Origin of the sequence: Acinetobacter sp. UBA6571 (genome assembly GCF_002434085.1) — a bacterium.
Classification (GTDB): domain Bacteria; phylum Pseudomonadota; class Gammaproteobacteria; order Pseudomonadales; family Moraxellaceae; genus Acinetobacter; species Acinetobacter radioresistens.
This window is the reverse complement of the sequence record NZ_DJJJ01000058.1, coordinates 78154-100663: the sequence shown is the minus strand read 5'-3', so window position 1 is coordinate 100663 and position 22510 is coordinate 78154. Positions and strand designations below refer to the sequence as shown.

Genomic DNA, 22510 nt, shown 5'->3' with positions numbered 1-22510 from the left:
TATGTTTACACGAATTTAGTAACGGATATTCCCTCTCCTTTCAGGAGAGGGTTAGGGAGAGGTATTTTTTAATTCAAAATATCTCTGCCACAAATCCTCTAAAACCACATCCGTCCTTCCCAACACATCATGATTCCAATATCGCACAACTGTTAAACCCAAAGCCTCTAAAAACTTCGTCCGTTCAGCGTCATATTCTTTTCTATCATCCATTCCATGCTATCTGCCATCCAACTCAATCACTAAACCGATTTCATGACAGTAAAAATCAACGATATATGGTTTGATCACATGCTGACGACGGAGTTTAAGATTCATAAAATGTTTGGCACGAAGTATTTGCCACATTAAATGTTCTGCATCGGTGGCGGTGTGGCGCATAGATTTGGCGAATAGTAAAAGTTGAGGGTCGAGTTTTTTATTCATGAGATTTTGTTTTTATTATTTTATTTAAATTAGCAGAATTTATAACCTCTCTCTAGCCCTCACTTGCGCTTCGTTTTAAAGCAGTGCTTTAAAACTTGCTCAGGAAAGGGAACGTTCATTGATAATCTAATTCTTATTATTAAATTTCATCCCAATTACTATAGCCAAATTTACAGTTTAAATCTAATATGTAATGGATTTCCCCTCTCATTTCAGGAGATGAGCAGCACTGCTGCGCAAGGGAGAGGTAAATCACAAAACCCCATGCTCCATCAACATCTCTACCCCACTCACCTTCTTCATATACTTTAATCGCTCTTTCTCCCCTTTTAGCTGCTTTTTCATCGCTGAAGTATCCGCATCTACCTGCTTATATAAATCTGTAATTTTCACCTTGCCTGTAGGGGCTTTTTTATTCCAGCTCAATAATTGAATAATTTCTTCTATTTGATCATCTAACTTTTGACTTTGCAGATCTAAAGCCAGTTGATAAAACTTCATCTGCTCGGCACTTAAACCCTTTTGTGAAGTGCCCCGATTCTGCTCAATCTGGATTTGCAGTTTCAATAAATAAAATAAATCCTGTGCTGCATAGGCCTCATTTGCCCGTTGCAACAGCTCAGTCTTTTCAACTTTCTTGGTTTCATCCGGTTCACGGTCTGGGTGAATAGTTGCGGCAATTTTTAAATACACCGTTTTTAAAGACTGCTCTGCCAGCTTTGTAGCCTGTTCCAGTTTTTCCCGCTGGCGTTTAAGCTTGGCTTGCTCTCGTGTCTGGCTGTACTTTTCGCTATCCCATTCTTCAAAATCTTCAGATGCGATCTGTTCTGAATTATTTTCTTCATCAAAAAATAGCTCTATTTTCTCTGCACTTTGCTTTCTATTTTTTCTGGCTTGCGTATGTTCAATATGCTGTTGATAGTAATTATAAATTTCATCAACAATCTCGGCTTGCTGCCTTGATAAAGATTGAGAGTCTTTTAAATAAGCTGCAAGATATTGGATTTTCACATCCAGCTGCGTCGCCTCTGCCTTGGAAAATCCTGCTTCATGCAAATGTTTCCATAACTGTTCCAGTTGCTGAAACAGCACCGCATGTAACTCTTGATAGACCGGCATTAAAGTCTGACGGGTATATTGCTGAATCTGTTCCTGCGCCTGCTGCCACTGCTTCAGTTCAAGCTGTTGCTGTTCAATTTTATCAATTAGCCGGTTCAGCTTTCTCTGCTGCGGTGAAAGCCCAACATCGGGCTGAAAAGTGGTTTTTAATTCAAGTGCCATATGAATAATGCAGCAAAATAAAAATTATACCTGATTTAAAGTCCATCATCTGATCCTTTACTTTACATCACCCAAGCAATTACAAGCGGCAACGTTATGGCAGCGCATAAGGTCTGTAAACTGATAACAGCTGCCATAAGCTGACTATCCCCCTTTAACACTTTAGTCAGAATATAAGCTGCCGACGCTGTCGGTAATGCGAAAAAAATCACCAGAATCTGGGTTTGTAACACAGGAAGCTGCATCCACCAGCAAATTCCTATAGCCAACACCGGCATTACCAGCAAACGGGCAAAAGTATCCAGCATTAAGGCAGGAATATCTTTTTTCATTTCCATAAACTGTAAGGCTGCACCGACACAGAGCAGGCCCAGTGGCAGGCTTGCAGCAGAAAACAGTTTGATCAGGTTAAATACTCCTTCCCACACAAGAATATTTAATACATTTACGATCGCCCCCACCAGACAGGACATGATCAGGGGATTCTTCAACAGAGAAATAATGACAGGCCGTAAGCTCATCTGCTCGCTAGACGTCAGTGACAGCACAGAAATGATATTAACCAGTGGAATACAGACTGCCAGCAGAACCGCCAGTATGGCCATACCTTCCTGTTTAAACAGTGCAGCCACCAGTGCCAGCCCGATATAAGTATTAAAACGGACAATACTTTGTGTATGTACGCCAAAACGGGCGGGCTGAATGTGTTTTATATAGCGCAGCAAGTATAAGACAATCGTGGCAGTCAGCACTGTAATAAACATTGCCGCCAGCAGCATTTTCAGACTGTCAAATTCAATTTTTGTAGTCGCTAAAGTGTGAAACAGCAGCGCCGGAAACAAGATATAGTAATTCAGCTTTTCAGCGCCTGACCAGAATTCGGTACTTAAAAAATGATATCTTTTAAACAGGTAGCCCGTAGCAATGAATGCAACCAACGGAAAAAGGGCCAGAATTATATGTGTCATGTGAAATACTATATGCTGGGGCCGCATTAAAAAGTATCAAATTAATTTTTGATCCAAGCAGCAAAAATAAATAATGTTTTAAACAACATATAAGCTCTGCAAAGGATACACAATCTGTATTTTTAGCCCTAAGTAAAAAAATAGTTTTTTATTTTTCCTGCTTCATAAAAACAAGCCAGTCTCATCATGAGAGAAATGGAGTATAGAGTTGAAATACTATACACGATCAAGCTCCTCCTACAGCCGTCAGTTGTAAGTAAAACTAATCACCTACACCCCTTTAAAATGATGCTTTTTTCATCATAATTTCTTTTATTTACAAATATTTATATAAAAGCCCCTACAACTTCAGTCGTGGATATCTTCCACACCGATTATTAACATGCTAAAAGATAAGTTGAAAGATGTATAAAAATATTTAATCGTTTAAAACAGGTAAACATTCAGGTGTTTATCTTGGGCAGGAACAGCAAGCTCACAACAATAGAAAAGGAGTTTTACCATGTCAAATAAAGTACGTGCAGCCTCAGTGCTGTGCCTGAGTACATTGATGCTCGGCCTTGTGGCCTGTAGTAACAATAATAATGCTCCTGCTAGTGAAAATAATGCTGCATCGGGGAATGCTGCAAATACAGGTTCAGCAGGTTCGGGGACATTGGAGAAAATCCGTCAGTCTGGCACTGTAGTATTGGGACACCGTGATTCATCTATTCCATTTTCTTATATTGCAGATAATCCAAACCAGCCGGTGGGTTATGCTCATGACTTGCAAATGAAGGTCGTAGAAGCTCTCAAGCAGAAACTGAACAAACCGGATCTGAAAGTGCGTTACAACTTGGTGACCAGCCAGAACCGTATTCCTTTGGTTTCAAATGGTACCGTCGATCTGGAGTGTGGCTCAACCACCAACAATAAGGAACGTCAGCAACAGGTCGACTTTTCAGTTGGTTTCTTCCAGGTCGGTTCTCGTCTGCTTACAGCGAAAGACTCAGGTATTAAGGATTTTTCTGACTTAAAAGGCAAAAAGGTCGTAACCACCGCCGGCACAACTTCTGAACGTTATATCCGTCAGCATGCACAGGAACTGGGGATTGGTGAAGTTATTTCTGCCAAAGACCATGCTGATTCATTCTTGATGCTGCAAAATGGCCGTGCGGCAGCCTTTATGATGGATGATATTCTGCTGGCTGGTGAAAAGTCTAAAGCCAAAGAACCAGACAAGTGGGTGATTGTAGGTACACCACCGATTCAGGAAGTTTATGGCTGTATGCTGCGTAAAGGTGATAAAGAATTTAAACAGGTAGTTGATGACGCAATCAAGGCCACTTATGCCTCTGGTGAAATCAACGATATGTATAAAAAGTGGTTCCAGCAGCCAATTCCACCAAAAAATATTAACCTGAACTTCCCAATGTCGGAACAAGTAAAAGCCCTGATCAGCAATCCGCATGACCGGGATCAGTAAGTCCTGATTTTAGACAGTCATCGTCAGGCCAGATATCTTCTGGCCTGCTTCTGTCAGGAGTTTTCATGAATTATAGCTGGAATTGGTCAGTACTGTTTCAGTCGACTGGTGTAGGTGACAGCACTTATCTGCAATGGGTGTTAATCGGTCTGGGCTGGTTACTGGTCATTGCGCTGGTGGCCTGGAGTATTGCCATGGTGCTGGGGAGCATTTTGGGAATTATGCGCACCCTGCCCAGTAAGACTGCACGTACTATCGGCACTGCTTATGTAACACTTTTTCGTAATGTTCCCTTATTGATCCAACTGTTTATCTGGTTCTATGTAGTCCCGAACTTTTTGCCTGGTCCGGTCAAGGACTGGTGGATGAACGACTTAAGCTCAAATGCCAGTGCACTCATCTCGGCCAGTGTCGGATTGGGCCTGTTTACTGCCGCACGTGTCTGTGAACAGGTACGTACCGGTATTGAGGCATTGCCGCGCGGCCAGATCAATGCAGGTTATGCCATGGGCTTTAGTACAGCACAGTTATACCGCTATGTCATTTTGCCGCAGTCATTCCGGACGATTTTGCCGCCGCTCAGTTCCGAGCTGACCAACTGTGTTAAAAACACTTCAGTCGCTTCACTGGTCGGGGTAGCGGAAATCATTTCACAGATGAAAACCATTAGTGAATATACCCAAAATACTATTGAAATTTATACCTTTGTGACCCTGATCTTTATTGTGATCAATGTCTGCCTCATTTTACTGATGACCCTGTTGGAACACCGTTTACGTGTTCCGGGCCTGATTGCAGGAGGCAAATAATATGGAATGGCTCACTTCGTTTCTACAGGATTTACAAGCTTCTGGTCCGGCACTCTGGTACGGCATGACCATTACCCTGAAAGTTGTCTGTATTGCCACCCTTGGCGGAATTCTGATTGGTACCCTGCTGGCCCTGATGCGCCTGTCTTCTTTTAGAATACTTAATCTGGTGGCGCAGGCTTATGTAAATCTGTTCCGTTCCATTCCCCTGCTGCTGGTGCTGATGTGGTTCTACTTTGCAGTTCCATTCATTTACACCACAGTAACCGGACGTTTCCTGACTATAGATACTGCTTTGGTTTCCAGTATTGTAGCCTTCATGCTGTTTGAAGCAGCCTATTTCTCGGAAATTGTACGGGCAGGCATACAGTCAATTCCACGCGGCCAAAGTGCTGCGGCTTATGCTCTGGGAATGACATATAGCCAGAACATGCGGCTGGTTGTTTTGCCTCAGGCCTTTCGCAAGATGACTCCTTTACTGCTACAGCAGACTATTATCCTATTTCAGGATTCAACCATGGTTTATGCCATTGGTCTGCTGGATTTCTTCCGCAGCAATTATGTCCGCGGTGACCTGATGTCACTGCTCACTCAATACATCCTGTTTGCCGGTCTGGTCTATTTCACCATTAGTGCACTGGCAACATATACCGTAAGAAGATTACAGAAAAGGTTACATGTATGAATGATCAAAAGATCATGATTGATATGCACAATGTCAGCAAGTGGTATGGCAAGTTTCAGGTACTCACAGACTGTACCACCCAGATTCGTCAAGGTGAAGTGGTAGTAGTCTGTGGCCCATCAGGTTCCGGGAAATCTACTTTAATCAAAACAGTCAATGGCCTGGAAACCATCCAGCAGGGACAGATTCTGGTTGATGGTATTGCGATTAATGACCCCAAAACCGATCTGAACAAATTGCGTAGCCGGGTTGGTATGGTATTTCAGCATTTTGAACTGTTTCCTCACCTCAGCATTACTGAGAATCTGACTATTGCCCAGATTAAGGTATTGGGTCGCAGTGAAGCTGAGGCCAAGAAAAAAGGCCTGGCATATCTGGACCGCGTCGGTTTAAGTACTCAGGCAAACAAGTACCCGGCCGAGCTTTCCGGTGGCCAGCAGCAACGTGTGGCAATTGCCCGTGCTTTAAGCATGGACCCTATTGCCATGCTATTTGATGAACCCACCTCTGCTCTTGATCCGGAAATGATTAATGAAGTACTGGACGTAATGGTTGAACTGGCTAAAGAAGGCATGACCATGATGTGTGTAACTCATGAAATGGGTTTTGCCCGTCAGGTCGCAGACCGGATTATTTTCATGGATCAGGGTAAAATCGTGGAAGACTGTAGCAAGCAGGAGTTTTTCACAACGCCTCGGGGTGAACGTGCTCAGCAGTTCCTGAACAAGATTCTGCATTAAAAAAATTGATGAGAACAAGCAGATCATATGATCTGCTTTTTTGTAGTGTTTAAGATTAAAACCAGGTTTACAGTTAGTTTTGTTAAATTTTCAACCTGATTCTCTACTGTTTATCTTTAGCTTAAAAATGCACTTTTTCATAGCACAAATTCATAACCAGCCTTATACCTATTAAAAATAATTTATATTTATTAATAAATTAAATCATAAATAGACTATATTTTTATGCCCCATCTTGACGCAAACCTATAATTTAAACCTAAGTAATTGCTTTATATCGAGTCTTGTTATTTCTTAGCAAAACTTAATCAATATTTTCTGTCTTCTTCTCTCTTTTACTTAAATTTGGCATGGTTATACTGACTGAGTTTTAGATCAGTTGCACCGAATTGGAACCTCATTATGCAGAATATGGATTTATTTTTTCTCCTTCTTGGTGCAATTCTGGTACTTGCCATGCATGCCGGATTTGCTTTTTTAGAATTGGGAACTGTACGTCATAAGAATCAGGTGAATGCTTTAAGTAAAATTCTGACAGACTTCTCGATTTCTGCCTTGGCTTATTTTTTTGTTGGTTATTATATTGCCTATGGTCATCATTTTTTTCACCTAGGTGCAACGCTGGCTGAAGATCATGGCTATAACCTGATGCGCTGTTTTTTTCTGTTGACTTTCGCGGCAGCCATACCTGCCATCATCTCTGGCGGTATTGCTGAACGTGCCAAAATGCGCTCTCAGGCAATTGCGACTCTAGTTCTGGTTGCCTTAATTTATCCGTTCTTTGAAGGTATGATCTGGAACGGGAATCTGGGCCTCCAGGACTGGCTCAAGTCCAGTTTTGGTGCAAGCTTTCATGACTTTGCCGGTTCGGTAGTAGTACATGCGATGGGCGGCTGGATTGCCTTGGCAGCTGTAATCCTTTTAGGTGCGCGTCGTGGCCGCTATAAAAAAGATGGACGGATCAGTGCACATCCCCCTTCTTCAATTCCTTTTCTGGCGTTGGGTTCCTGGATTCTGATTGTGGGCTGGTTTGGTTTTAATGTTATGAGTGCCCAGCGTCTGGATGCTATCTCCGGTCTGGTGGCCATTAACTCCCTGATGGCCATGACAGGTGGAACGCTGGCTGCCAACTTTATAGGTAAAAATGACCCTGGTTTTTTGCATAACGGACCACTTGCCGGATTAGTGGCTATCTGTGCCGGGTCAGATATTGTTCATCCAGTAGGTGCCTTAATTATTGGAGCACTGGCAGGTCTTATTTTTGTCAAGCTGTTTACTTATACCCAAAACCGTCTAAAGGTAGATGATGTACTCGGTGTGTGGCCATTACACGGCGTATGCGGCGCTTTTGGTGGAATAGCAGTGGGAATATTTGGACAGCAGATATTGGGTGGTCTGGGCGGTGTTTCACTCATTTCACAGTTATTCGGTACTTTGCTGGCAATTGTTATTGCACTGGGCGGTGGTTTTTTAGTCTATGGCGTACTTAAACTGACTGTGGATATCCGATTAAGTCAGGAAGATGAGTTTATTGGTGCAGACCTCTCTATCCATAAAATTTCTGCTAATTCGGATGATAGTATGTTTTAAAATTCTGCTTATATGTGGCGGCCATCCAGGCCGCTTTTTAGCTTTATTAACCAATAAATTGCCAGATTTCCTCAAGTTTTTTAATTCTGGGGCTTATTAACTGAGCGTCATATGGATCTACTTCATGAAAGCCTTCCATCCAGACCGGATGCATTCCTGCATTTTGTGCGCCCTGAATATCATTTATGGGATGGTCACCAATAAACAGACATTCTTCAGGCATAACATTCAGCCGCTGACATACATATTGAAAAATTTCTGGCTCCGGCTTTTTAGAACCTGCTAGCTCCGAACTGACAATCAGGTCAAAATAGTGAGCGATATTTAAACCCTCTATAATTTTGAGTCGTGTGTCATGACCGCCATTTGACACTATTGCCAGTTTAAAACCCTGCTGTTTTAGCTCTTGCAATACTTGTTCAGAGCCTTCCATCGGTACTGCATGCAGGCCAAACTGTTCAAACCAGAATGCCGTCAACTCATCAAAATCTACAGCATGATGCCATTTAAGTTCATGTTGTAATGCCTGTGCAACGGAAGCAGCAATACTCGGATGAGTTAGCAATTCCTTTTTGGGATAGCCGCCATTATCAATCCGGTTGATGATAGCTTTAATCTGCATTACATCCACCTCTCCCAGGTGCCGCTGATAATATTGGGCCAAATAGTAACTATAAGCCTCTACACTCTGGTCACGGTGTGTCAGAGTATTATCCAGATCAAAAAGGATGGCTTGAATCATACATCATATTCATAACTTAAAATTTAGAAAATTAGAGTAGCCTAATTGAGAATCGGCGTTATACTAATTTGTGTTAAAAATATACAGCAATTGCAACTATAACAACCAGCTTGATCATGACAGGGCTATTAGTCATCACAATAATTTAAATCATTTATCTTTTGCCAAGAATGAGTTACATGATGAAAAAAAGAGCATTTGCCTTCAGTATTAGCTTAGCCGCAATATGGATGAATTCAAGTTTTGCCGAACTTGTTTCCAAGACGACAGCTTCAGACTCAACTTTAAATATGCCCTTAGTTTATAACATGATGGCTGCATCAACTCCGCATCAAAATGCTGAAAGTTTTACTGCATCCACAGCTGAAACGGTTTCCCTTTCCCCCATGAACAGTGCAAAGCAGACCCTAAATGATAATATGCACGTGATGAATGGTCCTAATCGTACTGCTTTGGATAAACTTTGTCAGGGAAAAATAATGGGAGAGAAAATTACCAGTAACAGTTATCGTCTGTCTGGCACATGTCGGCTCAGCTTCAAACCGAATAACCCTCGTGACTGGTCACGTCTGGAGCAGCATCAGTTCTACAATACAAACGCTGATCCTACCAGCCGTTTGGGAATATATTCAAAATACCAACAGCTCTGTAAAGATAAAAAAGTAGGACAGTCAATTTATGTCGTAGTGAATAGACAAAAAATTAAAGGGGTGTGTCAGGCTCAGTTTCAGCCTGATTTACCTCAACGTAATTAACCGGTTTTTTCACTTGATTTAGCAAACTGCTGCTCATACGCTTCATTCGATATTGGTAAAAAACCGGGCTCAACAGTGCGAACCATATTATTCATTGGTCCTGTTCATACATAGAATTTTAGAATTTATATTCAAGTCCTATACCCCCTAGAGGCTGTTTATTTTTACTTTCACCCTGCTCGAGCGTTAAATAACCCGCATAACCATAGGTTTTGACCTGTTTATTTAGGGTATAGTCCGCACCTACCATATACTGCTGTGCTTCGTAATCTGGTGTGGCATTCTTAAATGAGGTGGTATTCTGGCTATATTGTGCCTTTAGAATCCAGTCTTGGGCCTGAGGCAGTTGATACTCTGCTCCGATCAGCCAGCCTTGTGCATCATCAATTGTCGCCGCACTCGTTGCATTTCCGGCTGCATCCGCCACTTTTGAACTCTGATAGAGTACTTTCAGATACAGAGGCTGGTTCAAATGAATCCGTCCCACTGCCCGAACGGTATTTGCTGCTGCGAATATACCGCTGCTTAAGGGTTCCGGCTCGGAAGCATTTAAAATACCTCGTCCAAGAAAATTACTTGGGATAGCTTTATCATAGGCAATGCCTGCATTAAACAGTTGATGGTCATAGATGATCGCTGTAGAGAACGCATCACCTAAACCACGCCCAGCTGTTTTAACACCGCCACTGGATTTTTTAATACCTGAAGCTTCTCCAGTTGCCAGTAGCGTATTTATTTTAAGATTTCCTTCCGCTACAGGAATAGCGGGTGATTCATAAACCAGCACATTGTCTACCCTGTTTTCACCAGTAAAAATACCGGCAACATCTGCCTTATTAGCCACATAATTATTAAAGCTATCTACCACACCGGACAGCTGCTTAAGGGGTGTATCATGTTTGCCCAGCTTGAGTGTACCAAGTCTGATATCTTTTAAGCCTATAAAGCGGTTACGCTGGTCAAAATCGGTGTTATCACCATCTGCATAAAAGGTCCATTCAGCAGCATAGATTGCACTTAAACGCTCGTTCAGTTTTTCCTCGCCCTTGATTCCAATAAAGCTACTATTACTATTAATTTCCCAAACGTCTTTATCAGAAACACCCGAACCATTATTTTCTGGAAGATAATCCAGACTTACATCGATCTCCCCATAAATGGCTGGTGCAGCGAAAGATGTGCTTGTAACCAGACTCAAGATTAGCCCCGTTAAAATTTTCATTTTCATGATTTACTCGTGATTGGTTTGTAACGGATCTTAGCGAGCCCTGTGATTGAATAAAATCAATTATTTTTTATTTAAAAATCTGATTTTATTATTTATTTTTTTATTAAAAGCTTAGTTGTCTGCTCAAGAAAGGTATAGTTGTACCTGATACCTTTTATCTCCGCATGAGGTCCATTAAGTTAGATCAACTGCTAATAGTATCTGAATATAGAAAACAACTGAATGAGCGGTATTACAGATAAATACTGGCTGCATATAGTTATTTATTAAGATGCTTCAATATAAAACACTAGAATAATTTATTATTAAGTAGACGACTGGTCTATTATTAATTTATAGTAAAAGTATGAAACGATCAGACAAAAGTGAAGCAACGCGCCAACATATTTTAAGCAGTAGTTTTGAATTGGTACTGCATAAAGGCTTTGTTGGAGTGGGCTTACAGGAAATTCTCAAGAATTGCGATGTGCCTAAAGGCTCATTCTATTATTACTTTGCTTCAAAAGAGGCTTTCGGCTGCGCACTTCTACAACAGTATCTGGCTGATTACACGGTCAGGATTGACCAGTTGATGCAGCAAAAAGGCGGAAGCGCTTACCTACGTCTTCTGGCACTTTGGAAAGCATGGATTAACCCTCCTGCTCATGTTGAAGAAAGTATTCATGGCAGAGGCTGGGCAGAAAACTGTCTGATCGTCAAGTTAGCAGCAGAAGTTTCAGATTTATCTGAAGATATGCGTCAAATTTTGAACTTTGGCGTGCATAAGTTAACAGAACGTATTACGAGTCTACTTAAAGAAGGACAACAAGACGGTTCAATTTCCTTACATATTGAACCTGAAAAACTGGCGCAAACAATGTATCAACTATGGTTGGGTGCAGCTTTATTGGCAAAACTTGCACAAGATAAGCAACCACTCTATCTCGCCTTGGAAACCACCCAACAATTATTAAAACCTTTAAAGGAATAGCAAATGCAAAGTATTATTCATCATCAGTTTGGCGAACCCGTTGAGGTTTTGGAAACTGCCGATATGCCACAACCCGAGCCGAAAGCTGGCGAAGTACGTATTAAAACAATTTTATCTCCAATGCATAACCATGATATATGGACTGTGCGTGGCAGTTATGGCTATAAGCCCACACTTCCCGCAATTGGTGGTAGTGAAGCTGTAGGGATAATCGACGCACTGGGTGAAGGTGTGCAAGGTGTAACAGTGGGTCAGCGTGTGGCAGTTGCTGGAGTTCATGGTAGCTGGGCCGAATATTTTATTGCGCCAGTGCAGGGTCTCGTCCCTTTAATTGATGCAATTGATGACGAAACTGCGGCTCAGTTAATTGGGATGCCAATCAGCGCATTAATGCTCTTAGACTTTATCAATCTGCCTGCAGATTCATGGCTAATTCAAAATACTGCAAATGGTGCGGTGGGTAAAACTGTGGCTATGATCGCAAAAGCGCGTGGTCAGAAGGTAATTCATCTGGTTCGTCGGCACGAAGCAGTCACTGAAATGCAAGCCTTGGGTATCAAGAATGTAGTCGCAACAGACCAGGCAGATTGGAAAAATCAGGTGAAAGCCATTCATGCTGATCAGCCTCTTATAGCCGGTGTAGACTCAATTGGTGGTCAAGCCAGTGGTGAAATGCTCGCTTTACTGAGCGATAATAGCCTATTGGTTTCATTTGGCAGTATGACAGGTGAAACCATGCAGATTTCCTCAGGAGATCTGATTTTTAAACAGGCCACTGTCAAAGGCTTTTGGGCAAGCGTCGTCAACAAGCAGTTATCTGTTGAACGCAAAAAGGCGCTAATTACAGAATTATTGACGCTTGCAGCGCAAAAAAAATTACTACTTCCTGTTGAAGGTATATTCAGCTTTGCACAAATTAAAGAAGCTGCACTGAAAGCCACTCAAGGTGCACGTCAGGGCAAAGTACTTCTTAAACCGTAATTTTTTATCCCAGATCAGCTACGAGGCTGATCTGGCGTTATTCATCAATAATAAGGATAAAGTATATGATCGGACAAATTCTGATTGTTTTGATTGCACTGCTACATCTCTATATTTTAGTTTTAGAAATATTTTTATGGGATAAGCCCTCTGGTTTAAAAGCATTTGGTAATACTCTTGAAAAAGCACGGTTGACTAAAGTCATGGCGCAAAATCAAGGCTTATATAATGGTTTCTTGGCAGCTGGCCTGCTCTGGTCATTGTATGCACCTGAGAGCTATGCACTGGCACTCGCCAATTTCTTCTTAGGCTGCGTCCTGGTTGCAGGAATATACGGTGGACTGACCGCAAGTAAGAAAATTATATATATTCAAGCACTACCTGCCCTTGTTGCCTTGATTGCAGTGAATCTTTTCTAAATTTATTAATTAATAAAAATTATTTATAAGGCAAAATGAAAATATTTAATTTTCACACACCATACTAAATTTGGTTTATATAACTTTTATTGTTTAAAGTTCTTATAAGAATAAAACCATATACTTTTTTCTATCACCTGAATACAGCACAACAAATAGTCCTTATACATCCGAAGGATGCTAACTGGCTTTCGTCCAGAGCCAAATTGGATACATACACAATATTGAAATGCCTATAATAATATTCAGATAATAGGCATAACCTAGCCAGTCTCCGGCGATACCACTTAACGTGTACAGTAGCCCACTGATTGTTGCCATAACGGCAACCTGAAAAGTGAAATCTGTACCGGCATATTGTTTTCTTGAATATTGCATTACCAGTGTGAGCATGACCACCAGTAACATGGCAGAAATCATGTCTTCAGCTGCATTAATGCAATAGATTAACCAGTGACTTACCTTATACCGCTGGTCATAACAATAAGCCAGCCAAGCGTATGCGATTAAACTTAGAACCTTGAAAAAAGAAAACAGGAATAAAGCCTGTGTACGACGCATCCATCTTAATAGCGTACCAGCCAATACTGCTCCGAAAAGTGCTGCAACAGCACCTAATATTGTAATGTAAATACCAATCTGTGAAAGGCTGAGTCCCAGATCGACCATCAGTGGTTTTAACAGCGGTCCGGATAGTCCATCTGCCACTTTAAAAGTGACTAACACGCCTAACCAGGATTTTAAAATCCGGTTATTCAGGAAATAGTTAAAATACTGTCTGATGCTTTGCTTGCAGGATATTTTTTCGTAAAAGACCGATACTTCTTTTGCGGGCTCTTTAAATAAAACAATGGGTAGCGTATTTAAAAGAACCAAAGCTGCCAGTACTAAAAATGTAGGTTGCCAGCTTAACCAGTCCAATGCCCAGAGCAAAGCTCCGCCTCCTACTATAAAGCCCAAACGTGAGCCAATGACCTGAAAAGTGTTACCCCAATGCTGTTGTTTGAGGGTAAGCAAATGAACAGCCAGTCCATCTGTAGCTACGTCTTGGGTGGCACCTGCCAGATTTAGCAGCATCAAGGCAGCAAAAAAAGTGAGTAAAAAAACGGGCTGGTCAAGTGCCTGAATCGGCAAGAATGACAGGGCAATTAATATTAAAACACTGCATAACTGTGTAGGGATAATCCAGCTACGATAATGTCCAAACCGTTGAGTACCATAACGGTCAATCCAGGGTGCCCAGAGAATTTTGATTGACCACGGCAGCATCAACAGGCCAAAGCCGCCAATATGTGCCAATGATACCCCTTGCATACGAAGAATGACAGGTAAGGCATGTGTCATAAAACCAACAGGTAGGCCTTGCGCCCAGTACAACGAAAACAGCAGCAGATAAAGATGCCGGGACATTTACTTTACTCGGCTATTCAGGATTATTTTTGTACTGCTCATACTGTCCATGACGCTCATTCCCATAAACCAAGCTTCAGATATTTTGCCAATGTATCAGCTGTGACATCGGATTAAGATTTAAAATACGCCACTACTTAAAAAACCAAAGCATGTTACAACATTTTCCCCGTCTTCCCAATCTGGTTCCCTCACGCGGTACAGCAGCTACTCGGCTTTTATGCCAGAAACTGTTTCTGGCACAGGGCTGGACTTTTGAGGGTAAATTTCCCAATCTGCCTAAAGCTGTTGCAGTGGTATCACCCCACACTTCCAATATTGATGGCTGGTACGGTTTTTTGGTGATTGGGGCACTGGGATTAAAAGTAAACGTGTTTGGAAAAGATAGCCTATTCAGATTCCCTTTTAAGTCTTTACTCAAATGGATAGGTATTATTCCAGTCAAGCGTAACAGTAACAATGGCCTGACTGTACAGGCAGTGGAAAAAATCCACTCTACTGACAAAATCTGGATTGCCCTCGCCCCAGAAGGCACCCGAAAACGTGCCGAGAAAATCAAAAGCGGTTTTTACTGGATTGCTTATCAGGCAGATATTCCAATAGTCATGTTTTCTTTCGACTACAAGCACAAAAAAGTTTATTGCCTAGGCGCCATGCAGCCTACAGGCAACTATGAAGCAGATCTGGAGTATATCCTGAAACAATATCAGGGGAAATTCTTTCCCAAAAAACCAGAGTGGCTGGCCCTACCCTTACAAAAACTGCTGGAAAATGCTGGCAAAAATTAAGCAAATCTGCTGTGATGGACATATCTTTTCTGATCCAAGTCACTACTAAACTAAAGATGAAATTTGCACAGCTTACTTTTGCAGGAATACTGGCACTAGCTCTTGCTGGATGTGACAAGACCGCCCAGACTCCACCGGTTACAACACAATTAAAGGCTCGTGAGCCCGTTATTGCCTTAGCACTTGGTGGTGGTGGTGCTAAAGGTTTTGCTCATATCGGTGTAATTAAAGTACTCGAATCTCACGGTATTAAACCTAAAATTGTTACAGGTACCAGTGCCGGTAGCTTTGTCGGTAGTATTTATGCCAGTGGTAAAACCCCATATCAGTTACAGCAGCTGGCACTTCAGCTTAAAGAGGCTGATATCCGTGATTTAACCCTTAATAGCCAGGGTATTATTTTAGGCCAAAAATTGCAGAACTATGTGAATAATCAGGTCAGCAATAAACCAATTGAAAAATTTCCAATCCGCTTTGCTGCAGTCGCAACACGTCTTGATAATGGTCAAAAAGCAGACTTTATTAAGGGGAATGCGGGACAGGCTGTACGGGCCTCATGCAGTATCCCGAATGTATTTGTGCCGGCAACTATTGCTAAAACCAAATATATTGATGGCGGACTGGTGAGCCCGATTCCGGTAAAAACTGCCAGGGATATGGGAGCGGACATTGTTATTGCGGTTGATATTTCAGCCAGACCAGATGCCAGCCGCCCGGTAAATATGTGGGGTTTACTGGACCAGACCATTAATATCATGGGCCAGCAAAGCATTAATGAAGAACTTGCACAGGCTAATGTGGTCATCCAACCTAAAGTCGGGCACTTAGGCGTACTTGACTTAAAAGCCAGCAATGAATCTATTTTAGAAGGCGAGAAAGCGGCGCAGCTTAAGATACGGGCTATTCAAGGTGCGATTCAGCAATTTAAGAAGTCACCTGCGGCCTTTAAGCCAGCCCCACGCCCAAAATTCTGAACAGCTGAAAATTTTTAAATTTTCATTGAGTTATTGATCTGTTACAGTGAAGACTCATCTTTTTGCTGTAACTTTAATCACCGGACAAAATTATGGAATTTGTAATTGAACCTTGGCACTGGTTTGTACTCGGCATTTTACTGATTCTGTCCGAGTTAATTCTTCCTGCCTTTGCCGCATTATGGTTTGGTATTGCTGCAATCATGGTCTGTATTTTGTTTTGGCTTTTTCCAATGATGAGCCTGACCACTCAGATCGTGATGTGGATTGTCCTGTCGATTCTATGTACCCTGCTCTGGTTCAAGTTTATCAAGCCTCTGTCTATCGATAAAACCAAGGCCGGGCTCTCAAGGGAGGCCACTATCGGCCAGATAGGCATGGTTATTCAGACCGGTATGGAACATGGCCAGATTAAAGTCCGTTTTCCCATGCCGTTACTAGGGTCGGATGAATGGAACTGCCGTACGCAAGATATTGTTCAAGTCGGTGATCGGGTACAAGTGACGGATATATCGGGAAATAACCTGGTCGTGCAGCGACACGGTTAACTGCACGTTACTATTATGAAAATATAAAGAGAAACCATCATGTCAGTCAGCACCATTATTGTTTTAGTCTTTTTACTCTTTGTAGGCGTAACTATTTTTAAAGGGGTGCGTATTGTTCCTCAAGGTTATAAGTGGATTGTTCAACGTCTGGGTAAATACCATACTACTTTGAATCCGGGTCTGAGTTTTGTAATTCCCTACGTCGATGAAGTCGCCTATAAAGTGACCACCAAAGATATTGTTCTGGATATTCCTTCACAAGAAGTGATCACCCGAGATAATGCCGTACTGCTGATGAATGCAGTAGCTTATATCAATCTGACTACACCAGAAAAAGCCGTCTATGGTATTGAAAACTATAGTTGGGCGATTCAGAATCTGGTACAGACTTCTTTACGTTCAATTGTTGGTGAAATGGATCTGGATGATGCACTTTCTTCACGTGATCATATCAAGGCCAAACTTAAAGCAGCCATTTCTGATGATATTTCAGATTGGGGTATCACTTTAAAAACTGTAGAAATCCAAGATATTCAGCCTTCTGCAACCATGCAGGCTGCAATGGAAGCGCAGGCAGCGGCTGAACGTCAGCGCCGTGCAACCGTAACGCGTGCTGATGGTGAAAAACAGGCTGCCATTTTAGAAGCTGATGGTCGTCTGGAGGCATCTCGCCGTGATGCAGAGGCACAGGTCGTATTGGCCGAAGCCTCACAAAAAGCTATTGATATGGTCACCTCAGCAGTAGGTGACAAGGAAATACCGGTAGCTTATTTGCTCGGTGAACAATATGTAAAAGCCATGCAGGATATGGCAAAATCCAACAATGCTAAAACGGTGGTTCTACCGGCTGATGTACTCAATACCATCCGCGGAATTATGGGTCGTCATAACTAATCTTGACTGATTTTATTAAAACAGGTGGCTTGCTTAATAGCCGCCTGTTCTTATTTTATTAATATTAAATAGAGTTTAATAACAAATAACGGAAGTAAAACTTGAGTCTCGGCAGAAAGACTTTGAGCAAAACACCCATAAATTACTCAATAAAAACTGCTTTAAACAGACTGATAGTTAGAAAAAATAGTTTTATGAGCGCATTTTTTATATAAAAAGGAGCTTAACATGCTCCTTTTTAATTACAGGGTTTTATTGGCCAGATCTAGCTTTTACGTGACAGTAAGAAGCGGGATATTGTATTGAGCTCTTCAGCAGCCTCTCCAAAATATTCAAGCGCACTAAAAGCCTGATCATGGAGTTGCTTGGCATAAAGCTGTGCCTGTTCAAGCCCCATCAAAGCAGGATAAGTTGACTTTTCGACCTGCTCATCTTTACCGGCCGTTTTACCCAGTACTTCTGTTTCAGACACAATATCCAGAATATCATCCTGTACCTGAAATGCCAGACCAATTGCCTGTCCATATTGGCGAAGTTGTGGAATAGCCTGATCCGTACCATTAAATATAGTCACCGCAGCCATCATGATCGCCGCCTGAATCAATGCGCCTGTCTTATTGCGGTGAATATTTTCCAGCTGGCTTTGGTCTACCTGCTTGCCTTCAGCCTGTAAATCCATCACCTGGCCACAAACCATTTTTGAGCTTGCAGTAGCCAATATCTGCATCTGTCTTAATACAACTGCCTGGTCTACCGCCACACCTTGATCAAACAGGCGGCTACCCAGAACTTCAAATGCCATTGACTGTAATATATCACCAGCCAGTAATGCAGTGTCTTCACCAAAAGCAACATGACAGGTAGGCTGACCGCGGCGCAGCAGATCATTATCCATACATGGCAAATCATCATGTGCCAGCGAATAGCAATGGATCATTTCGATCGCGACCGCAGCACGGCGCACAGCTGCAAAATTGGAGTTGGGCTGCAGGGCCGCTGTTGCATAACAGAGTGCAGGACGGACCCGTTTACCTCCGAGCATGACTGCATGATATACCGCACTTTTTAAAGGCTCTGGTAAGGAAAACGCCTCCAGCGCACTGAGCAGGTCCTGCTGGATACGTTCTTGCGCCTGTTTTAATATCTCTGCTTTAACTGCGGGTATTGCTGACACAAATAGCCTCAATATCTTCTGTTCGGTTAGACTTTTTTAACAAATTCGGATTTAAGTTTCATGGCTCCAATTCCGTCAATCTTACAATCAATATTATGATCACTATGCTCAATCAGGCGAATATTTTTAACTTTTGTACCTATTTTTACGATCTGTGAGGAACCTTTAATTTTCAGGTCTTTGATCACACTGACTGTATCCCCATCCTGAAGCAGATTACCTACCGCATCCTTAACTGTAAAAGTTTCGGTCTCTATCATGTTGGATGCTGGCCACTCGTGCGCACATTCAGGACAGATATAAAGTTCCTGGTCTTGATAGGTAAATTCAGAGTGACACTGTGGGCACGCAGGAAGTTGGTCAGTCATGAGGTTATCCTTATCAAAAGTAAGAGCATCATACTGCTTTCCGCCTGTTTTCTCTATGGCTCAGTTCGAAAGTATTATAGCACCCCCTATTTTAGGGAGAAAATCACATTGGCTCTTTATAATCAAAAGAGGAAATATAAAAAATACCAGCCTGACTTTGAAGACTGGTATTTTTTAATTTAATGTCTTTGGTTAAAAACAGTCGCCCGGTACACGAACCCAGCCTTCCATCAGCACACGGGCACTCCGGCTCATAACGGCTTTCCTGACAGTCCATGTTCCCTGCTGCTGTTCAGCTTGTGCGCCCACACGTAAGGTCCCGGAAGGATGTCCGAAACGGACGACTTCACGCTCTCCCCCACCAGCAGCGAGATTTACCACAGTGCCTGGGACTGCCGCCGCTGTTGCTATAGCAACTGCAGCAGTACCCATCATAGCATGGTGTAGTTTACCCATCGACATCGCACGGACCAGCAGGTCAATATCTTCCTGCTTGACCTGCTTTCCACTGGAGGCCATATAAGTAAGCGGGGGCGCCACAAAAGCAATTTTCGGCGTATGCTGACGGGAGGCTGCCTCAGCTATATCCTGTATCAGTCCCATTTTAAGAGCACCAAAGGCACGAATAGTTTCCAGACGTGCTAGCGCTAAAGGGTCAGTATTAATCTGTTCTTGTAACTCCGTGCCGGTATACCCTAAATCTGCTGCATTTAAAAAAATAGTGGGAATGCCTGCATTAATAAATGTAGCCTGAAAACTGCCTTCTCCAGGAACCTCGAACATATCGATGACATTGCCGGTAGGAAACATACTGCCCCCCTCACCATCATCATCGGAAGGATCTAAAAACTCAATTTGAACTTCGGCTGCCGGAAAGGTCACACCGTCCAGCTCGAAATCTCCAGTTTCCTGAACCTGCCCTTGCGTTACAGGTACATGTGCAACAATTGTTTTACCAATATTGACCTGCCAGATTTTTACGGTACATATACCATTTTCAGGAATACGATTAGCATCGACCAGTCCGTTACTAATAGCAAAAGACCCAACTGCTGCGGTCAAATTGCCACAGTTACCACTCCAGTCAACGACAGGCTGGTCAATTGAGACCTGTCCAAACAGATAGTCGACATCATGTTCTGCGCGGGTACTTTTAGACAGGATCACCGTTTTACTGGTGCTTGAGGTCGCTCCACCCATCCCATCAATCTGTTTGGTATAAGGGTCTGGACTGCCGATCACACGCAGTAAAAAATGATCACGCGCCTGACCTGCTTCGCGAGCCTTCTCAGGTAAATCATCAAGTTTAAAAAATACACCTTTACTGGTTCCGCCACGCATATAGGTAGCGGCGACTTTAATTTGTGGTACTGAACTCATTGCTGTTTTAATTCCTGTCATTCTTTATGATTATTGCTGGGCAAATGTGGGCTATCCAATCCCGGTTCATATTAAAGGTTTTTTAAACTGCTGTGCAGGCTATTCCTGTTCGAGTCTGAAACCGGCAGAATTATTTTATAGACTAGTCAGACTAAATTTAAATACTCAACCATCCCGATTCTATAAATAACAGCCTTACATCTCGCTAAGTTATTTATTTTTATTAAATTTATAAAAGAGCTTAAGATTCAGCAGCAAGCAATTAGTCTGACTAGGCTAATAAGTTGCAATACATTACAATACTTGACTTAGTCATCGTCGAGCTGAGCACTTTGAACAATAATACATCGCAACTTCAGCGTGGCTTAAAAAACCGTCATATCCAGCTTATTGCCATGGGTGGAGCTATTGGTACCGGTCTGTTTTTAGGTTCTGCGCAGGTTATACAGTCTGCTGGTCCATCCATTATTTTAGGTTATGCGATCGGTGGATTAATTGCTTTTTTAATTATGCGCCAACTAGGTGAAATGATTGTACATGAGCCGGTTGCTGGCTCTTTTAGTCATTTTGCGCATAAATACTGGGGTAACTTTCCGGGCTTCTTGGCAGGCTGGAACTACTGGATTCTTTATATTTTAGTTGCAATGACAGAGCTGACTGCTGTTGCCAAATATATCAATTACTGGTGGCCGCATATTCCTGCGTGGGCTTCGGTACTCTTCTTTTTTGTAATCATTACTTTAGTTAACTTGGGTAATGTCAAGTTTTATGGTGAATCAGAATTCTGGCTATCCATTATCAAGGTGGCAGCAGTCATTTCCATGATTGTGTTTGGCCTTTATCTGATCTTTACTGCAGATGCCAGTTCTGGTGCATCTTTTAGCAATCTGTGGAGTCATGGCGGCTTTTTCCCGAATGGTTTTGACGGCCTGTTTTATATGCTGGCTTTCCTGATGTTTGCCTTTGGCGGGATTGAACTGATCGGAATGGCAGCTGCAGAAGCAGAAAACCCGGAAAAAACTATTCCTAAGGCTATTAACCAGGTAGTTTTCCGAATTTTACTGTTTTATGTAGGTTCACTCACCATCTTACTGTCACTGGTACCATGGAACCAGCTGGAACTCGGTGGTCTGGATAAAAGTCCATTTGTAATGATTTTTAGCCAGTTAGGTATTGGCTGGGCAGCTCATCTGCTGAATTTTATTATTCTGACTGCAGCCCTGTCAGTTTATAACAGCGGCATGTACGCCAATAGCCGTATGCTGTATGGTCTGGCTCAGCAAGGTAATGCGCCAAAAATATTCTTGAAGGTTAATAAGCAAGGTGTACCGATTCCTGCTGTGCTTTTTTCTGCACTTCTGATTTTCGGTTGCGTATTACTAAACTATCTGATTCCAGAAGATGCATTAGGTCATCTGATGTATGTGGTAGTAGGAGCTTTAGTACTGAACTGGGCCATGATTACGTTAACCCACTTAAAGTTTAAAGACTATATTCAGAAAAATGGAATTTTATCCAAATTTCCGGCACTGTTTTCACCTCTGAGCAACTATATCGTTTTAGTATTTATTGCTGTTGTACTCTACATTATGTGGACACAAGGCTTTAAAGAGTCTGTGCTGATGCTACCAATCTGGGTGGTTCTGATGCTAGTGCTTTATAAAATACTTAAACCTCGTGTGTAAAGTCCATAAAATTCTATTTTGAAAAAGTTATTGTTGAGACAGTAACTTTTTCATTTATAATAAGTCTTCTTTGTGCCTTTAGCTTAACTGGATAGAGCAGTTGCCTCCTAAGCGACCGACGTGGGTTCGAGTCCCGCAGGGCACACATCCTTTTAAATCAGTATACATCTCTTTAATGATTGCAAAGTCTTTTGCATATTTTGTCTCTCCTCTTCCCTGATTTAAGTATC

22 protein-coding genes, 1 tRNA gene and 1 pseudogene are annotated in these 22510 nt (G+C 42.2%); 15 read left to right on the top strand and 9 right to left on the bottom strand.

Annotation, left to right across the window (positions count from 1 at the left end; genetic code table 11):
- Positions 1–51: 51 nt before the first annotated feature.
- The 3 genes and pseudogenes from B3X18_RS11820 to B3X18_RS11810 form a co-directional block, all read right to left on the bottom strand.
- Positions 52–426: pseudogene (locus B3X18_RS11820) on the bottom strand (endonuclease domain-containing protein).
- A gap of 252 nt (positions 427–678) precedes the next feature.
- Positions 679–1707 carry a hypothetical protein gene (locus B3X18_RS11815; RefSeq protein WP_005406987.1) on the bottom strand — a complete coding sequence of 343 codons (1029 nt, stop codon included), beginning with the start codon at positions 1705–1707 and terminating at the stop codon, positions 679–681.
- A 62-nt stretch (positions 1708–1769) separates the two neighbouring features.
- Entirely contained in the window at positions 1770–2675 is a 906-nt protein-coding gene (locus B3X18_RS11810; RefSeq protein WP_034688415.1) for an AEC family transporter, read from the bottom strand.
- Between the two features lie 502 nt (positions 2676–3177).
- On the opposite strand from B3X18_RS11810, the gene B3X18_RS11805 reads away from it, so the two are divergent.
- The 5 genes from B3X18_RS11805 (at position 3178) to B3X18_RS11785 (ending at position 7964) form a co-directional block, all read left to right on the top strand.
- The gene (locus tag B3X18_RS11805; RefSeq protein ID WP_005015903.1) at positions 3178–4140 is read left to right on the top strand and encodes a transporter substrate-binding domain-containing protein; all 963 of its coding nucleotides are present in this window, start codon (positions 3178–3180) and stop codon (positions 4138–4140) included.
- Positions 4141–4205: 65 nt separating this feature from the next.
- Positions 4206–4949, top strand: coding sequence for an amino acid ABC transporter permease (locus tag B3X18_RS11800; protein ID WP_005406923.1), 744 nt, complete (start codon positions 4206–4208; stop codon positions 4947–4949).
- Position 4950: 1 nt separating this feature from the next.
- Positions 4951–5634: an ABC transporter permease subunit gene (locus tag B3X18_RS11795; RefSeq protein WP_005406929.1), complete on the top strand. Its 684-nt coding sequence runs from the start codon at positions 4951–4953 to the stop codon at positions 5632–5634.
- 14 nt (positions 5635–5648) lie between these two features.
- The gene (locus B3X18_RS11790; protein ID WP_171053876.1) at positions 5649–6374 is read left to right on the top strand and encodes an amino acid ABC transporter ATP-binding protein; all 726 of its coding nucleotides are present in this window, start codon (positions 5649–5651) and stop codon (positions 6372–6374) included.
- Between the two features lie 402 nt (positions 6375–6776).
- Positions 6777–7964, top strand: coding sequence for an ammonium transporter (locus tag B3X18_RS11785; RefSeq protein WP_005406976.1), 1188 nt, complete (start codon positions 6777–6779; stop codon positions 7962–7964).
- Between the two features lie 46 nt (positions 7965–8010).
- On the opposite strand, the gene B3X18_RS11780 is transcribed toward B3X18_RS11785, so the two are convergent.
- A complete protein-coding gene (locus B3X18_RS11780; RefSeq protein ID WP_005015915.1) occupies positions 8011–8706 on the bottom strand; it encodes an HAD family hydrolase in 696 nt (231 codons plus the stop codon).
- A 182-nt stretch (positions 8707–8888) separates the two neighbouring features.
- Here B3X18_RS11780 and B3X18_RS11775 point away from each other — a divergent pair, with 182 nt between their 5' ends.
- Positions 8889–9461, top strand: coding sequence for a hypothetical protein (locus tag B3X18_RS11775; RefSeq protein ID WP_349679924.1), 573 nt, complete (start codon positions 8889–8891; stop codon positions 9459–9461).
- 118 nt (positions 9462–9579) lie between these two features.
- Here the strand turns inward: B3X18_RS11775 and B3X18_RS11770 are convergent, their stop codons facing one another.
- Positions 9580–10689: a porin gene (locus B3X18_RS11770; protein ID WP_005015922.1), complete on the bottom strand. Its 1110-nt coding sequence runs from the start codon at positions 10687–10689 to the stop codon at positions 9580–9582.
- A 346-nt stretch (positions 10690–11035) separates the two neighbouring features.
- Between B3X18_RS11770 and B3X18_RS11765 the strand changes: the two genes are divergently transcribed.
- From B3X18_RS11765 to B3X18_RS11755, 3 genes are all read left to right on the top strand, one after another.
- Positions 11036–11659: a TetR/AcrR family transcriptional regulator gene (locus tag B3X18_RS11765; protein WP_005015924.1), complete on the top strand. Its 624-nt coding sequence runs from the start codon at positions 11036–11038 to the stop codon at positions 11657–11659.
- Between the two features lie 3 nt (positions 11660–11662).
- Positions 11663–12640 carry a zinc-binding dehydrogenase gene (locus B3X18_RS11760; RefSeq protein ID WP_005015927.1) on the top strand — a complete coding sequence of 326 codons (978 nt, stop codon included), beginning with the start codon at positions 11663–11665 and terminating at the stop codon, positions 12638–12640.
- Between the two features lie 65 nt (positions 12641–12705).
- A complete protein-coding gene (locus B3X18_RS11755) occupies positions 12706–13059 on the top strand; it encodes a DUF1304 domain-containing protein (protein ID WP_005015929.1) in 354 nt (117 codons plus the stop codon).
- Positions 13060–13239: 180 nt separating this feature from the next.
- On the opposite strand, the gene B3X18_RS11750 is transcribed toward B3X18_RS11755, so the two are convergent.
- Positions 13240–14469, bottom strand: coding sequence for an MFS transporter (locus B3X18_RS11750; protein WP_005024908.1), 1230 nt, complete (start codon positions 14467–14469; stop codon positions 13240–13242).
- A gap of 152 nt (positions 14470–14621) precedes the next feature.
- Here B3X18_RS11750 and B3X18_RS11745 point away from each other — a divergent pair, with 152 nt between their 5' ends.
- The 4 genes from B3X18_RS11745 (at position 14622) to B3X18_RS11730 (ending at position 17673) form a co-directional block, all read left to right on the top strand.
- Positions 14622–15257, top strand: coding sequence for a 1-acyl-sn-glycerol-3-phosphate acyltransferase (locus B3X18_RS11745; protein WP_005015935.1), 636 nt, complete (start codon positions 14622–14624; stop codon positions 15255–15257).
- Positions 15258–15313: 56 nt separating this feature from the next.
- Positions 15314–16231: a patatin-like phospholipase family protein gene (locus B3X18_RS11740; RefSeq protein WP_155757838.1), complete on the top strand. Its 918-nt coding sequence runs from the start codon at positions 15314–15316 to the stop codon at positions 16229–16231.
- 92 nt (positions 16232–16323) lie between these two features.
- Positions 16324–16779 (top strand): NfeD family protein, encoded by a 456-nt coding sequence (locus B3X18_RS11735; RefSeq protein ID WP_005015941.1) that lies wholly within the window; start codon positions 16324–16326, stop codon positions 16777–16779.
- Positions 16780–16818: 39 nt separating this feature from the next.
- Positions 16819–17673: an SPFH domain-containing protein gene (locus tag B3X18_RS11730; RefSeq protein ID WP_005015943.1), complete on the top strand. Its 855-nt coding sequence runs from the start codon at positions 16819–16821 to the stop codon at positions 17671–17673.
- Positions 17674–17938: 265 nt separating this feature from the next.
- On the opposite strand, the gene B3X18_RS11725 is transcribed toward B3X18_RS11730, so the two are convergent.
- From B3X18_RS11725 to prpF, 3 genes are all read right to left on the bottom strand, one after another.
- Positions 17939–18847 carry a polyprenyl synthetase family protein gene (locus tag B3X18_RS11725; protein ID WP_005015945.1) on the bottom strand — a complete coding sequence of 303 codons (909 nt, stop codon included), beginning with the start codon at positions 18845–18847 and terminating at the stop codon, positions 17939–17941.
- Between the two features lie 26 nt (positions 18848–18873).
- Positions 18874–19215, bottom strand: a complete 342-nt coding sequence (locus B3X18_RS11720; RefSeq protein ID WP_005015946.1) for a zinc ribbon domain-containing protein YjdM — start codon at positions 19213–19215, stop codon at positions 18874–18876.
- Positions 19216–19407: 192 nt separating this feature from the next.
- Positions 19408–20595 carry a 2-methylaconitate cis-trans isomerase PrpF gene (gene prpF, locus B3X18_RS11715; protein WP_034670898.1) on the bottom strand — a complete coding sequence of 396 codons (1188 nt, stop codon included), beginning with the start codon at positions 20593–20595 and terminating at the stop codon, positions 19408–19410.
- 332 nt (positions 20596–20927) lie between these two features.
- Between prpF and B3X18_RS11710 the strand changes: the two genes are divergently transcribed.
- The gene (locus B3X18_RS11710; protein WP_005015952.1) at positions 20928–22280 is read left to right on the top strand and encodes an amino acid permease; all 1353 of its coding nucleotides are present in this window, start codon (positions 20928–20930) and stop codon (positions 22278–22280) included.
- Positions 22281–22352: 72 nt separating this feature from the next.
- Positions 22353–22425: transfer RNA gene (locus B3X18_RS11705), tRNA-Arg, on the top strand.
- Positions 22426–22510: the final 85 nt, after the last annotated feature.

Excerpts from the sequence above, each read along its gene's own strand:
- B3X18_RS11745 (WP_005015935.1), top strand. The coding sequence starts at position 14,622 with ATGTTACAACATTTTCCCCGTCTTCCCAATCTGGTTCCCTCACGCGGT.
- B3X18_RS11785 (WP_005406976.1), top strand. The coding sequence starts at position 6,777 with ATGCAGAATATGGATTTATTTTTTCTCCTTCTTGGTGCAATTCTGGTA.
- B3X18_RS11805 (WP_005015903.1), top strand. The coding sequence starts at position 3,178 with ATGTCAAATAAAGTACGTGCAGCCTCAGTGCTGTGCCTGAGTACATTG.
- B3X18_RS11800 (WP_005406923.1), top strand. The coding sequence starts at position 4,206 with ATGAATTATAGCTGGAATTGGTCAGTACTGTTTCAGTCGACTGGTGTA.
- B3X18_RS11815 (WP_005406987.1), bottom strand. The coding sequence starts at position 1,707 with ATGGCACTTGAATTAAAAACCACTTTTCAGCCCGATGTTGGGCTTTCA.
- B3X18_RS11765 (WP_005015924.1), top strand. The coding sequence starts at position 11,036 with ATGAAACGATCAGACAAAAGTGAAGCAACGCGCCAACATATTTTAAGC.
- B3X18_RS11730 (WP_005015943.1), top strand. The coding sequence starts at position 16,819 with ATGTCAGTCAGCACCATTATTGTTTTAGTCTTTTTACTCTTTGTAGGC.
- B3X18_RS11795 (WP_005406929.1), top strand. The coding sequence starts at position 4,951 with ATGGAATGGCTCACTTCGTTTCTACAGGATTTACAAGCTTCTGGTCCG.
- B3X18_RS11720 (WP_005015946.1), bottom strand. The coding sequence starts at position 19,215 with ATGACTGACCAACTTCCTGCGTGCCCACAGTGTCACTCTGAATTTACC.
- B3X18_RS11735 (WP_005015941.1), top strand. The coding sequence starts at position 16,324 with ATGGAATTTGTAATTGAACCTTGGCACTGGTTTGTACTCGGCATTTTA.
- B3X18_RS11750 (WP_005024908.1), bottom strand. The coding sequence starts at position 14,469 with ATGTCCCGGCATCTTTATCTGCTGCTGTTTTCGTTGTACTGGGCGCAA.
- B3X18_RS11755 (WP_005015929.1), top strand. The coding sequence starts at position 12,706 with ATGATCGGACAAATTCTGATTGTTTTGATTGCACTGCTACATCTCTAT.
- B3X18_RS11780 (WP_005015915.1), bottom strand. The coding sequence starts at position 8,706 with ATGATTCAAGCCATCCTTTTTGATCTGGATAATACTCTGACACACCGT.
- prpF (WP_034670898.1), bottom strand. The coding sequence starts at position 20,595 with ATGAGTTCAGTACCACAAATTAAAGTCGCCGCTACCTATATGCGTGGC.
- B3X18_RS11810 (WP_034688415.1), bottom strand. The coding sequence starts at position 2,675 with ATGACACATATAATTCTGGCCCTTTTTCCGTTGGTTGCATTCATTGCT.
- B3X18_RS11775 (WP_349679924.1), top strand. The coding sequence starts at position 8,889 with ATGAAAAAAAGAGCATTTGCCTTCAGTATTAGCTTAGCCGCAATATGG.
- B3X18_RS11760 (WP_005015927.1), top strand. The coding sequence starts at position 11,663 with ATGCAAAGTATTATTCATCATCAGTTTGGCGAACCCGTTGAGGTTTTG.
- B3X18_RS11770 (WP_005015922.1), bottom strand. The coding sequence starts at position 10,689 with ATGAAAATGAAAATTTTAACGGGGCTAATCTTGAGTCTGGTTACAAGC.
- B3X18_RS11740 (WP_155757838.1), top strand. The coding sequence starts at position 15,314 with ATGAAATTTGCACAGCTTACTTTTGCAGGAATACTGGCACTAGCTCTT.
- B3X18_RS11790 (WP_171053876.1), top strand. The coding sequence starts at position 5,649 with ATGATTGATATGCACAATGTCAGCAAGTGGTATGGCAAGTTTCAGGTA.